This window comes from Thalassiella azotivora (assembly GCF_054781695.1).
Genome location: NZ_BAAGTX010000039.1, coordinates 1 through 12,950, shown reverse-complemented (window position 1 = coordinate 12,950; position 12,950 = coordinate 1). Strand labels below are relative to the sequence as shown.

Here is a 12,950-nt window from a genome sequence, read left to right as displayed (position 1 = left end):
CGACGCGGTCGCCGCGGGTGCCGCGCGCGCCGGAGGCGAGCGGGCGCGTCGACGCCGGCGGAGCACGCCGCTGCTCACCGACACCGGTCCCCGCCCGGAGCGGACGTCCTCGCCGGACCGCGCGCCGGACGGCACCTCCGCGACTGGGTCCCCGACGGAGACGGTCGGGCCGGCCGCCGCGAGCGCGCCGACCCCGGCCGCGACCGGCGGCGCCGACCGGCGCGGCGACGGCACCACCGAGTCGTCCCCGTCGCCGGCCACGACCCGCCCCCGCCTGAGCCGCGCGGACGTCGTCAGGGAGGCCGAGCGCGCCGGCGAGGACGTCGTCGCGGACCTGTCCCCGGACGCCCGAGTCGCCGACGTCGAGCGTCGGGTGGCCGAGGCCCTCGCCTTCCTGAGGCGGCGGCTGACCGGGGACTACCAGGTGGACGAGTTCGGCTTCGACGCCGAGTTCACCGACACGGTCGTGCTGACCCTCCTGCGGCCGCTGTACCGGCACTGGTTCCGGGTCGAGGTCCGCGGCATCGAGAACGTCCCCGACACCGGCGCCGCGCTGGTCGTGGCCAACCACTCGGGGACGATCGCCCTCGACGCGCTGATGACGCAGGTCGCCGTCCACGACGAGCACCCGCGGCACCGGCACCTGCGGATGCTGGGGGCCGACCTGGTGTTCTCCATGCCGGTGGTCGGCGACATCGCCCGCAAGTCCGGGTCGACGCTCGCTGCCAACCCGGACGCCGAGCGGCTGCTCGCGCAGGGCCACCTCGTCGGCGTGTGGCCCGAGGGGTTCAAGGGCATCGGCAAGCCGTTCAGCGAGCGGTACAAGCTGCAGCGCTTCGGCCGCGGCGGTTTCGTGTCCGCGGCGCTGCGCACCCGCGCCCCGATCGTCCCGTGCGCCATCGTCGGCGCCGAGGAGATCTACCCGATCCTCGGCAACCTGTCCTCCGTCGCGCGACTGCTCGGCCTGCCGTACGCGCCGGTCACGCCGACCTGGCCGCTGCTCGGCCCGCTAGGGCTGGTGCCGCTGCCCAGCAAGTGGCTGATCGAGTTCGGCCCCCCGATCGTCACCGACGAGATCGAGGACGCGCAGGCCGACGACCCGATGCTCGTTTTCGACCTCACCGACCAGGTGCGCGAGACCATCCAGCAGACCCTGTACTCGCTGCTGGTCTCCCGCCGGTCGGTGTTCTTCTAGACCACCCGGACACGCCGTCGCTCAGCCGGGGTCAGGTTCCAGGCGCAGCAGCTCCTCCGCCGGTGGCGTGCTGTCGCGCGGGTCCTCACCGGTGGGCCAGTGGTCGAGCAGGTCGGCGACCAGCCTCGACGCCCCCGCCTCGCCCGCGCTGTCGTCGAGCTCGAGCCCCGGGAACCCGTCGGTGGTGACGGTGACGAGCCGTCGACTCGCGAGCCGACGAGGGCGCCGGGTCGCCGGGAGCTGCAGGAGGAAACGCCGCACGACCCCGTCCGCCGCCCAGACGCGTGCCGTCCCGCTGTCGGGAGCGCTTCCGAGCGCGCGCTCGGCGGCGTCGGGGTCGTGCGCGGCCGCGACAGCCGCGGCCCGGTCGACGCGGACGTCGACGGATCCGTCCGGGTGGAGCGACGATGTGGCCGTCGCTCCACCCAGCCACAGCAGCGCGTCTGCCCCGGTGTCCGGCTGTTCGTCGGTCTCGACGTCCCGGGTCAGCCAGGTCGGCGCCTCCGAGCCGAGGGCCGCGAGGTACTCGCGCGCATCGTGCGAGACGGTGACGTACACGTCGGTCGAGCCCGCCGGAGTGTTGGCCATGACGCTCACACCGCTGACGCGGTCGATGACGGACCGGAACCACCCGTCCACTCCCTCGCCGTCCGCCCAGAGGTAGGTGGATAGGACAAGACGGGGGACCAGGAGGGCCGCTCGCGAGGCATCGACGATGTCCTCAGCCACGGCAGGTCACCACTTGCTCTTGCACACCTTGTGGCAGGAGTTCACCTTCGAACCACATACCCCGACCATGCACGCGAGAACGAGCGCCATGAACCTGAGCTTCGCGCAGTGACGCGCCTTGCTGGAGCAGTTGGCCCCGACGCAGAACGTGACGCACCCGAAGTAGTCCATCTTCCCGAGGGGGACAACATCGCTGCCGCCGATGGCGAGGGGGCTCACCGTGAGCACCTCATTCAAGCGGGAGCTCGCTGCGGCGGCTTCAGGGTCACCGGACACACTCTCAAGCATCACGGTCACCACGCCCGCCACCCGCTCGTACGAGATGACAGCGGCATCGGTCTCGGGTCGGTCCTCGTGACCGATGAACGTGAACAGCAACCGGTCTCCGTCACCGAGATCGATTGCCACCGAGTCACTGATCGTGAAGTCGTAACCGTGCGCCTTCGCGGCCCTCATGGCTGCGCGGTACTCCGTGTTCGCCTTCGCTTCGTCACGCAGTCGGGCCGCGGCGGAAGGGTCGAGAACCGCGTGCCGTTCGTTGCTGCCGGATGCAGTGGCGGGTCCACCCAAGGCGAACCCGCTGACGACCGCCGCGCCGATACCGACGGTACGGAGGAACGACCGTCGGCCGGTCGGGTCTCCTTCCCTGAGGGCGTCGTGGATGATCCCTGAGACCTTCAGCGCCCGGCGAAGACCGAGCGCCCTGGTCATCGCGATGCTCATGGGCGCTCCGGTGAGGACCTTCGTCCCATGTTCGCGATCGAGGATCAAGCAAGGCTTCCGGCCAAGATCGGGTGCGTGCGCGGCGACGATCGACGCCATCTCGGGGTCGTCGATGGAACGGACCGTCAGCCAGCCATCGGAAACGCTCTCGACGCGACTAGCGATGTTGGCGCACACGGGACATGCAGCGTCATGCAGCAGGTAGTTGGTCATCGAGCGTGGCCTTCCTCGGGTGGGAGTGTCGGGGTTTGAGTGAGCTACGTAATCGCTTGGGCAGGCGGCGGATGGCTAATTGCTGACGGCGGCTCAGGGCTCACCTGCGAGGCCGCCATCGCCGGGAGTCCCGGTGACGAGGTCGTTGACGAGAGCAGTGATGTCCATCGGCTTCCCGGCGTCGGGTGGCTCGATGCTCACCGGAAGCCCGAGGTGAGAGAACTCAACGTCGAGAGCGAGCCCGCCGTCCGCACCTGGAAGGGGCAGAGAAATCGCGTGGATCACGCCCGAGCCGGTGACGGTCACGTCTGCCGACACCAGGGCGTCTTCCGGCAGTTGCGCCTCGTCAAGGCTCGCGCGCACGCCAGCCACATCGACCGGGGCGGTTGACCGAATGGCGGCGACGGCCGACAGTTCGACGGTGTGAACGACCGCACCGGGGAGCGCGTGGGTAGGCCGCGACGGGCCCACCGCGATGGTTCCGAGAAGCCAGTGCAGGACAAACAGAGGGGAGGAGCTCGGCCAGGGGAGGATCACTGTCGACCACTTGGTCTCCCCGGGGCGTTCCAGGTGGAACAGGTCGTCGATGGCGACGCTGGCGACCCAGTCGGTCATGAGGTCGTCGTCCTCGTCATCAACCAGGAATCGCTGACGCATGGCCACGCGTCGACCTCGCACGTCGAACAGGCCGTCGGTGACTGCCGCAACGGATCCGTCGGGTGTCCGGGCGAACTGGAGGAACCGTCCGAACCCAGTCCCGAGAGTCGCCTCGACGGCGTCGTGGACGACTCGCGCCTCGGTCATGACCCCCCCTCTGGCATTGCGACTGCGAACCGCTCCTCGGACGGCGGAACTGGACCGTAGCGACACCGAGACCGCACGGGCAATACCCAACTGTGACTCGCAGTTGAGTCATCAATGACTTGGTCCAGCCTGATCTCGTTCCGGCGAGGGCCAGACCGTGTGAGAGTCGCCCGCACAGGTCGCGTCCAGCGAACTCCCAGGGACGCGGTCCACACTGGCGGGGTGAAGCCCACCGGACCCGAGGCGCGCCTGCTCGTCGTCGACGACGAGCCGAACATCCGTGAGCTGCTGTCGACGTCGCTGCGGTTCGCCGGGTTCGAGGTGCACACCGCCGCCAACGGGCAGGAGGCGCTGGCCGAGGCGGAGCGGGTGCGGCCCGACCTGCTCGTGCTCGACGTGATGATGCCCGACGTCGACGGGTTCACCGTGACCCGGCGGTTGCGCGAGCGCGGCCGGGACACGCCCGTCCTCTTCCTCACCGCCAAGGACGAGGTGGGGGACCGGGTCACCGGGCTCACGGTCGGCGGGGACGACTACGTCACGAAGCCCTTCAGCCTCGAGGAGGTCGTCGCGAGGATCCGCGCCATCCTCCGGCGCACCGGTGCCGGGGCCGACCCGGACGCCGGTCGGCTCGTCTTCCACGACCTCGAGCTCGACGAGGACAGCCACGAGGTGCGGCGGGCCGGCCGCACCGTCGACCTGTCCCCGACCGAGTTCAAGTTGCTGCGCTACCTGTTGCTCAACCCGAACCGGGTGCTGTCGAAGGCGCAGATCCTCGACCACGTGTGGGAGTACGACTTCCACGGGGAGGCGGGGATCGTCGAGTCCTACATCTCCTACCTGCGGCGCAAGGTCGACGCGGGCGTCGAGGGCGTCGTCCCGCTCATCCACACCAAGCGCGGCGTCGGCTACGTCCTGCGGCTGCCACCGGAGAGCGCGTGACGTCGACCGCCCCCGCACCCGGCGCCGGCACCGCAGGCTCACCCGGGCCGCGACCGCCGCGGCTGCCGCGGCTGTCCCTGCTGGCCCGGCTGGTCGCCGTGCTGCTCGCCGTGCTCACCCTCGCGCTGCTGGCGAGCAGCGCCGTCGCGCTCGCGGTCCTGCGGGGCCAGCTCGTGGAGAGCCTCGACGACGAGCTGAGGACGGCGTCCGAGCCGACGGTGCTGCAGTCCTTCATCCCCGGGCACGGACGACGGCAGGAGGCGGCGCCGAGCCCGTACGACATCACCCTGCTGGACGGGTCCGGTGTCGTCCTGGAGCACTGGCGCAGCACGTCCGCCCCCGACGCGGTCCCCGCTCTGCGGCTGGACGACGAGCTCGTGGAGCGGATGGGGGGACGCGCGTTCACCGTCCCGTCCGCCTCCGCCGACGGCCCGCGGTGGCGCGTCATCGCCCGGCCCGTCCTCGTGCGCACGGGCTTCGGCGGTCCCGAGCAGGGCATCGCCGCCGTCGCCCGCCCGCTGGACGGCGTCCAGGACACCCTCGACCGGATGCGCACCCGCCTGACGGTCGTCGGCGTCGTCGTGCTCGCCGGTTCCGCGGTGCTCGGCACCCTCGCCGTCCGCGGGGCGTTCCGGCCGCTGCGGCAGGTCGAGGCGGTCGCGACGGCCTTCGGGCAGGGCGACACCTCGCGCCGGGTCGCCAACGACCACCCCGGCACGGAGGTGGGTCGGCTGGGGGCGTCGATCAACGCGATGCTCGACAGCATCGAGTCGACGCTCGCCGCCCGGGAGGCGTCCGAGACGCGGATGCGCCGGTTCGTCGCCGACGCGAGCCACGAGCTGCGGACGCCGCTGGCCGCCGTCCGCGGGTTCGCCGAGCTGTACCGGCAGGGCGCTGTCCGGGAGGAGGAGGACGTCGCCCGCAGCTTCCGCCGGATCGAGGACGAGTCGACCCGGATGGCGGGGCTCGTCGAGGACCTGCTGCTGCTCGCCCGGCTCGACGAGCAGCGTCCGCTGCGACGGGACCCGCTCGACCTGCTCGTCCTCGCGGGCGACACCGTGCACGACGCGTCCGCCCTCGCCCCGGACCGTGCGGTCCGGCTCGTCGGGCTCGACGGCGACCCCACGCCGCGCAGCGCCCCGACGGTCGGCGACGACGCGAGGATGCGCCAGGTCCTCGCCAACCTGCTGACGAACGCGTTGCGCCACACCCCGCCCGGCACCCCCGTGGAGATCGGTGTCGGCACGTCCGGCGGCTGGGCGCGGTGGCAGGTCGTCGACCACGGTCCGGGCATCCCGGCCGCGGACGCGCCGCGGGTCTTCGAGCGCTTCTACCGTTCGGACGTCTCCCGCTCACGGGCCGGGGGCGGCGGGGCGGGTCTGGGCCTGGCCATCGTGGACGCCATCACCCGCGCCCACGGAGGCGCCGCCCGGGTGGTCCCCACCCCAGGGGGTGGGGCGACCTTCGAGGTGGCGGTGCCGGCGGCACCCGCCGAGGTCGAGGAACCCGGCCCGACTCGACCCGGCCCGAGGGAACCCGGCCCGACGGGAGCCGCACGGGAGTAAGGTCGTGCGGTTGCCCGCGACCCGGAGGTGATCCGTCGTGCCCGCCGAGCTCGTCACCGACGACGCGACGCTCACCGCGGAGCAGGCGCACCTCGAGCGGGCTCGCGCCGAGCTGGCCCGGATGCGCCGGCAGACGCAGACCCTGCAGGCCCACGGCGGCGACAGGGTCTCCAGCGAGTACCTGGCCGCGACCCTGCACGCGAGGGTCCGGGCGCTCACCGACGACCCCGCGACGACGCTGTTCTTCGGGCGCACCGACCACGACGACGGGGCCCGCTGGTACGTCGGGCGTCGGCACGTCGCCGACTCGGCCGGCGACCCCGTGGTCGTCGACTGGCGCGCGGACGTCTCGCGGGCGTTCTACCGGGCCGGGCGCACGGACCGGATGGGCGTGGTCCGGCGGCGCCGCTTCGGCGTGGAGGGCGGCCGGCTCACCGGGTACGAGGACGAGCACCTCGCCGACCCGGACGCCGCGGTCGAGGCGGACCGGGTCAGCACCGTGCTGACCCGCGAGATCGAGCGGCCGCGGGTCGGGCCGATGCGCGACATCGTCGCGACCATCCAACCCGAGCAGGACGAGATCGTCCGCGCGGACGTGTCCACGACGGTCTGCGTCCAGGGGGCGCCGGGCACCGGCAAGACCGCCGTCGGCCTGCACCGCGCGGCGTGGCTGCTGTACGCGTTCGGCGACCGGCTCGCCCGCGGCGGCGTCCTCGTCGTCGGGCCCAGCGAGGCGTTCCTCGAGCACGTCGGTGCCGTCCTGCCCGCGCTCGGCGAGGTGACGGTCCGGCACACCACCGTGGAGGCGCTGACGTCGGCGGTGCCCGTCGCCGTGCACGACGAGCCGGCGGACGTGGCGGCGCTCAAGGGCGACGCGCGGATGGCGGAGGTGCTGCGCCGCGCCGTCTGGTCGCACGTGGACGCCGAAGCCGTCGCCGCGGGGGAGGCGCTGGTGCTGCCCCGCGGCGTGCGCCGCTGGCGGGTGCCGGCCTACGAGGTCGCGGACGTGGTCCGCGAGCTCGCCGGGCGGGGTGTGCGGTACGCGGCGGCCCGGGCGATGCTGGCGCACCGGCTCGCGCACGCCGTGCTGGTGCAGATGGAGCGGGCGGGCGAGTCCCCGGACGACCGCGTCCAGGACGCCGTCGCCCGCAGCCGCGAGGTGAAGCGTCTCGTCGCGGAGGTGTGGCCCGCGCTGGACGTGCCCCGGCTCCTGCTGCGGCTGCTCACCGACCCCGACGTGCTGGCTCGCGCCGCCGACGGCGTCCTCGACGACGACGAGCAGGCGCTGCTGCTGCGCGGCGGCCCCGGTGGTCACGGTCGCCCGGCGCGCGGCCCGCGTTCGGTCCGGTGGTCGGAAGCCGACGCCGTCCTCGCCGACGAGCTGGCCGACCTGCTGGAACGCACCCCGAGCCTGGGTCACGTCGTCCTCGACGAGGCGCAGGACCTGTCGCCGATGCAGCTGCGCGCGGTCGGCCGCCGCTGCAGCACGGGCTCGGCGACGGTGCTGGGGGACGTCGCCCAGGGCACCACCCCGTGGGCGACCCCCTCGTGGCAGGAGGCGCTCGCGCACCTGGGCAAGCCGGACGCCCACCTCGAGGTGCTGGACCGCGGCTTCCGGGTGCCGTCCGCGGTGCTGGACCTCGCCTCCCGGCTGCTGCCGGACATCGCCCCCGGCCTGGCGCCGGCCGTCTCCGTCCGGCAGGACCCGGGCACCGCGGAGCTGCACCGCGTCGACCTCGGCCAGGTGGCGGACCGGACGCTGGTGGCCGTGCGCGAGGCGTTGGAGGTCCCCGGCTCGGTCGGGCTCGTGGTGGCCGACCGGACCGTGCCGGCCTGGCGGGGGCGGCTGGCGCGGGAGGGCCTGGACGCGGTGACCCTCGGCGCCGACCACGAGGACGCCGCCCACCGGCTGCACCTGGTGCCCGCGACCCTGGCCAAGGGCCTGGAGTTCGACCGGGTGGTGCTGGTGGAGCCCGCCGACCTCGTCGACGCCGAACCCGACGCCCGGACGGGGCTGCGCCGGCTGTACGTGTGCCTGACCCGCGCGGTGACCGGTCTCGCGGTCGTCCACGGCCGCGACCTGCCGCCGCAGCTGGACCCGCGGCCCGCGTCGGCGCCGGGCAGACTGGCCCCGTGAGCGGTCGCGACCACCCGGGCCGACCCGGCGGGCACCTCGTCAGCGGGTTCGTCGACGCCTGCCGCGAGCTGGGTGCCACGGCGCCGGTGGTCGACCTCGAGGGGGCGGCGGTCGACCTGGTCCGCCGGTGGTCGGCGCCGGCACGGGGCTACCACGACGTCGAGCACCTGGAGGAGGTCCTCGGCCACCTCGAGGAGCTGGGCGGTGGACCCGCGGAGCGGCTCGCCGCGTGGTTCCACGACGCCGTGTACGACGGACGTCCCGGGCAGGACGAGGAGGAGTCGGCGCAGCTGGCGGCGCGGGAGCTCACCGCGCTCGGGTGCCCGCCGGCCGTCGCGGACGAGGTCGCGGCCCTGGTGCGCGTGACGGCCGCTCACGAGCCGGCTCCCGGGGACGCGGCCGCCGAGCGCCTCTGCGACGCGGACCTCGCCGTCCTGGCGTCCGCCCCGGAGCGCTACCGCCGCTACGTCGACGGGGTGCGCCACGAGTACGGGCACCTGGACGACGCGGTGTTCGCCGCCGGGCGCGCGCACGTGCTCCAGGTGCTGCTCGACCGCGGGGACGCGTTGTACCGCACCGAGTCCGGTCGGCGCCGCTGGTCCGCGACCGCGCGGGCGAACCTGGAACGTGAGCTGACCGCGCTACGCGCCGACGCAGGGTGAGCGCGCCGCCGTCCGCCTGTGGACGGGCGCCGGGGACGGCGCCGCCGCTGCTCTAGCGTCGGGCCTCGTCACAGGACGTGAGAGCCACGGGAGGACGAGGCGGATGAGTCGGTTCGAGGTCGACAGCGCACGGGTCGCGGAGACGAGCACGGCGGTGAAGGGGTCGATCGTCGCCCTGTCGGGGGAGGTCGACCGCATGATGCGGCACCTCGTGGACCTGCAGGGGTGCTGGAAGGGTCAGGCGGCCGACCAGTTCCAGTACGTCGTGAACGACTGGCGGGCCACGCAGGAGCGGGTCCGCCAGTCCCTCGAGCAGGTGAACACCGCCCTGGCGGCCGCGGCGGCCGGGTACGCGGACGTGGAGCAGCAGAACCTGCGGATGTTCGGTCGCTGAGGCGAGGACGGCGAAGCGGGTGGGAGCACTGCTCCCACCCGCTGTCTGGTCCGGACCGCGACCGTGCGGTCAGGCGGCGTGGACGCCGGTCGACCGGCGCTCGGCGCCGGGGACGGACCAGCGCATCTCCATCCGGGTCCGGCCGTCGGGGCCGGTCGTCCGCACCCAACGTGGGACCGGGTGCGGGCGTGCCTCGTGCGGGGTCGGCGCCGGGGCCTGCGAGGCGCGCCGAGCCGGTGGAACCGGCTGCTGCGTGTGTCGCGGACGGCGCAGGACGCTGATCGTCATTCCTGCCACCTCCTGTTCATCTGCTGTTCACCTGGATGACAGGATAGCGCTACCTGATCACTCGGCGCGCGCGTCCGTGTCATCCAGTGGGACGAATCCGCATCTGTAGGGCAGATCGGGTGAACGGCGGGCTTGGACGTGCACGGCGAGGCCCCCTGGTCGGGCGACCGGCTCAGGCGGGGTCGCGGTCCGACACGGTGGCGGCTGCGGGGGCCTCGGCCGTGGGGGTGTCGGCTGCGGGAGGCTCCGCGGCCGCCGCGGCGCTCTCGCGCCGGGCCCAGTCGTCCGCCCACGAGATCAGGTGCTCAGGTGCCAGCGGTCGCCCGATGAGGTAGCCCTGCATGACGTCGCACCCCATCCGGTTCAGGCTCTCGCGCGCCGCGGCGTGCTCGACGCCCTCGGCGACGACAGCGAGGTCGAGGGTGTGCGCGAGCTCGACGATGGCACGCACGATGGCGCGGGCACCGGGGTCCGTGGTCATCGGGATGACGAACGACTTGTCGATCTTGACCTCGTGCAGCGGCAGGCGCTGGAGGTAGGCCAGCGCCGAGTACCCGGTGCCGAAGTCGTCCACGGACAGGCGGACGCCGATCGCGCGCAGCTCGTGCAGGGCCCGGGTCGCGGCCTCGGGGTCGACCATCAGGGTGCTCTCGGTGATCTCGAGCGTGAGCAGGTGCGGCGGGACGCCGGCCGCCGCCAGCAGCTCCGCCACCACGGTCGGCAGGTCCGGCTCGAGCAGTCGCCGCGGTGAGAGGTTGACGGCGATCCCGGCGCCGGGCATGACGTCCTGCCAGCCGGCTGCCTCCTCCAGCGCCATCCGCAGCGCCACGTGGGTCAGGCGGCCGATGAGGCCGGTCTGCTCGGCGAGGGGGATGAAGACGTCCGGCATGACGGTGCCGCGCTGGGGGTGCTGCCACCTGGCCAGGGCCTCGAACCCGAGCAGGCGCCCGGTGTCCATGCACACCTTCGGCTGGTAGGCGAGGGTGACCTGGTCCTCGTCCAGCGCCTTGCGCAGCTCGCCGGCCAGCGCGAGGCGGTGCAGGGAGGAGTTGTCGTCGTCAGGGCGGTACCGGGCGATGCCGCGGGTGCTGCGCTTCGCCGCGTACATGGCCACGTCCGCGTGCTTGAGCACGGTGTCCGCGTCGGGCCCGTCCTCCGGCAGGAGCACCACGCCGACGGAGGCCGCCACCTGCAGGAACGTGCCCTGCACCTCGAACGGCGCGGCGAGCGACTCACGGGTGCTCTCGGCCGTCGCCAGGGCGCCCGCCTCCGAGCGGCACTCGGGCAGCAGGACCGCGAACTCGTCGCCGCCCAGCCGCGCCACCGTCGCGTCGTCCGGCAGGTGCGAGACCAGCCGGGCCGCCACCTGCTGCAGGAGGGCGTCGCCGATCGGGTGGCCCAGCGCGTCGTTGACGTCCTTGAAGGAGTCCAGGTCGAGCAGCAGCACCGCGGCGTGGCACGTGGTGCGTTGCGCCTCGGGCAGGCGCGCCAGGCGTCGGGAGGTCGGTCGCTCCACCGCCGGGGCCGCGGCCAGGACCGAGCTCAGCCGCTTGGTGAAGCGGCTGCGGTTGCCCAGCCCCGTCAGACCGTCGTGGTGGGCGTCGTAGCGCAGCTGCTCGAGCAGCCGGCCGTTGTGCCAGATGACCTCCGCGTGCGCCGCGAGCGTCTGCAGGAGCCGCAGGTCGTCGCGGGTGAACGTCGACGCCTCACCCAGGCGGTTGGCGACCTGCAGGACGCCGATCACCTGGCTGCCGTCGCGCAGCGGGACCAGCATCGCGTCGCGCAGCCCCGCCTGCTCCAGCCAGTGCCGCATCAGCGGGTCCCGCGGGTTGCGTGCGATCAGCAGCGGCTCGCCGGCCGGGACGATCTGGCCCTCCCCGGGCTCCGGCGGCAGGCGCAGCACCGCTGACTCGGCCTGCAGCAGCTCGCGGGCCTGGTGCAGCAGCGTGGTGACCATGTCGTGGCTCGTCTCGGCCGTGCCCACGGTCTGGGTGAAGGAGAACAGCTGCCCGAGGTCGGTGTGCTTGCGCAGCAGCGAGTAGTACGCCCGGTGAGCCAGCGCGAGCACCAGCGCGAGCACGCCCAGCAGGACCAGCCCGTACGCGGACGCGCGCAGGACCACGACGCTCATCAGGGCCAAGGTGGTGGTGATCGCCCCCGACACCGTCACGGAGACCACCATCCGCGCGACGGCGCCGCGCGTCGGCATGCCCTGCAGGAGCGTCATCGCCGTGACGACGGCAGCCGTCCCGACGACGTCGACCGCGAGCACGGTCACGTACGCGATGAGCCAGTCCCGGGCCGAGGTGCCGTCCCCCACCTGCAGCGCCGAGAACAGCGCGACGCCGATGCCGACCTCCAGCGCGAACAGCCCGAGGTTGAACACCACCTTCGGTGGCGACGACCTCCGCAGCGCGAAGACGAGCAGCCCGACGCCGACCCGAACCCCGAGCACCCACCACGGGGGGAGCAGGAAGAGGCCCAGCACCAGTGGCAGGTCGCTGATGGAGACGGACAGGGCCTGGCGCCTGACCTCCAGGTGGAACATCGTGAACTCGGCCGCGACGTACAGGCCGCCGACCACGACGGCGAGAGCCACCGTGAGGGTCGTGACCTCCCGCGGCGAGCCGAACGCCGCGACACCGACGAGCCCCAGGGTGCCGAGCAGGCACCCCAGGGCGGCGGTCGCCGCCGCGCGCGGCGTCAGCTCGACGGTGGGGGTCATCGGGGGACAGGCTCTCAGGTCAGGGGCGTTCTGTGCAGGTGCGGGACTCAGGTGAGCTGGGCCCCGGTGAGCTGGGCGCCGGTGAGCTGGGCGCCGGTGAGCTGGGCGCCGGTGAGCTGGGCGCCGGTGAGCTGGGCGCCGTCCTTGGTGCCGGTCAGCTGCGCGCCCGTCAGCTGGGCGCCGGTGAGCTGGGCGCCGGTGAGCTGGGCGCCGTCCTTGGTGCCGGTCAGCTGCGCGCCCGTGAGCTGCGCGCCGGTGAGCTGGGCGCCGGTGAGCTGGGCGCCGTCCTTGGTGCCGGTCAGCTGCGCGCCGGTGAGCTGGGCGCCGTCCTTGGTGCCGGTCAGCTGCGCGCCGGTGAGCTGGGCGCCGGTGAGCTGGGCGCCGGTGAGCTGGGCGCCGTCCTTGGTGCCGGTGAGCTGCGCGCCGGTGAGCTGGGCGCCGTCCTTGGTGCCGGTCAGCTGCGCGCCGGTCAGCTGAGCGCCGGTGAGCTGGGCGCCGTCCTTGGTGCCGGTCAGCTGCGCGCCGGTCAGCTGGGCGCCGGTGAGCTGGGCGCCGTCCTTGGTGCCGGTCAGC

Annotated in this window: 11 protein-coding genes; 6 read left to right on the top strand and 5 right to left on the bottom strand. The window is 73.6% G+C overall.

Translation table 11 applies throughout. The features are described 5' to 3' along the window. Positions 1–70 precede the first annotated feature (70 nt). Positions 71–1,195, top strand: coding sequence for a lysophospholipid acyltransferase family protein (locus ACYVQV_RS18630; protein WP_461024818.1), 1,125 nt, complete (start codon positions 71–73; stop codon positions 1,193–1,195). Between the two features lie 21 nt (positions 1,196–1,216). On the opposite strand, the gene ACYVQV_RS18625 is transcribed toward ACYVQV_RS18630, so the two are convergent. The 3 genes from ACYVQV_RS18625 to ACYVQV_RS18615 all read right to left on the bottom strand — a co-directional run bounded on the left by ACYVQV_RS18625 (position 1,217) and on the right by ACYVQV_RS18615 (position 3,664). Further along, a complete protein-coding gene (locus tag ACYVQV_RS18625) occupies positions 1,217–1,924 on the bottom strand; it encodes a hypothetical protein (protein ID WP_461024817.1) in 708 nt (235 codons plus the stop codon). Positions 1,925–1,930: 6 nt separating this feature from the next. Continuing rightward, entirely contained in the window at positions 1,931–2,860 is a 930-nt protein-coding gene (locus ACYVQV_RS18620; RefSeq protein ID WP_461024816.1) for a hypothetical protein, read from the bottom strand. A 93-nt stretch (positions 2,861–2,953) separates the two neighbouring features. Then, complete coding sequence (locus tag ACYVQV_RS18615; protein WP_461024815.1) at positions 2,954–3,664, bottom strand: hypothetical protein; 711 nt, start codon at positions 3,662–3,664, stop codon at positions 2,954–2,956. 222 nt (positions 3,665–3,886) lie between these two features. On the opposite strand from ACYVQV_RS18615, the gene ACYVQV_RS18610 reads away from it, so the two are divergent. The 5 genes from ACYVQV_RS18610 to ACYVQV_RS18590 all read left to right on the top strand — a co-directional run bounded on the left by ACYVQV_RS18610 (position 3,887) and on the right by ACYVQV_RS18590 (position 9,364). Then, positions 3,887–4,606 (top strand): response regulator transcription factor, encoded by a 720-nt coding sequence (locus ACYVQV_RS18610; protein ID WP_461024814.1) that lies wholly within the window; start codon positions 3,887–3,889, stop codon positions 4,604–4,606. Next, a complete protein-coding gene (locus ACYVQV_RS18605) occupies positions 4,603–6,171 on the top strand; it encodes a sensor histidine kinase (protein WP_461024813.1) in 1,569 nt (522 codons plus the stop codon). The genes ACYVQV_RS18610 and ACYVQV_RS18605 overlap by 4 nt, the downstream gene beginning before the upstream one ends. A gap of 37 nt (positions 6,172–6,208) precedes the next feature. Beyond that, positions 6,209–8,308, top strand: a complete 2,100-nt coding sequence (locus tag ACYVQV_RS18600) for a HelD family protein (RefSeq protein ID WP_461024812.1) — start codon at positions 6,209–6,211, stop codon at positions 8,306–8,308. Beyond that, the gene (locus tag ACYVQV_RS18595; protein ID WP_461024811.1) at positions 8,305–8,970 is read left to right on the top strand and encodes an HD domain-containing protein; all 666 of its coding nucleotides are present in this window, start codon (positions 8,305–8,307) and stop codon (positions 8,968–8,970) included. The genes ACYVQV_RS18600 and ACYVQV_RS18595 overlap by 4 nt, the downstream gene beginning before the upstream one ends. Before the next feature lie 103 nt (positions 8,971–9,073). Then, complete coding sequence (locus tag ACYVQV_RS18590) at positions 9,074–9,364, top strand: WXG100 family type VII secretion target (RefSeq protein WP_461024810.1); 291 nt, start codon at positions 9,074–9,076, stop codon at positions 9,362–9,364. A gap of 460 nt (positions 9,365–9,824) precedes the next feature. Here the strand turns inward: ACYVQV_RS18590 and ACYVQV_RS18585 are convergent, their stop codons facing one another. Then, positions 9,825–12,377, bottom strand: a complete 2,553-nt coding sequence (locus tag ACYVQV_RS18585; RefSeq protein WP_461024809.1) for a putative bifunctional diguanylate cyclase/phosphodiesterase — start codon at positions 12,375–12,377, stop codon at positions 9,825–9,827. Positions 12,378–12,424: 47 nt separating this feature from the next. Further along, the coding region (locus ACYVQV_RS18580) for a pentapeptide repeat-containing protein (RefSeq protein WP_461024808.1) at positions 12,425–12,950 on the bottom strand (526 nt) is incomplete at its 5' end.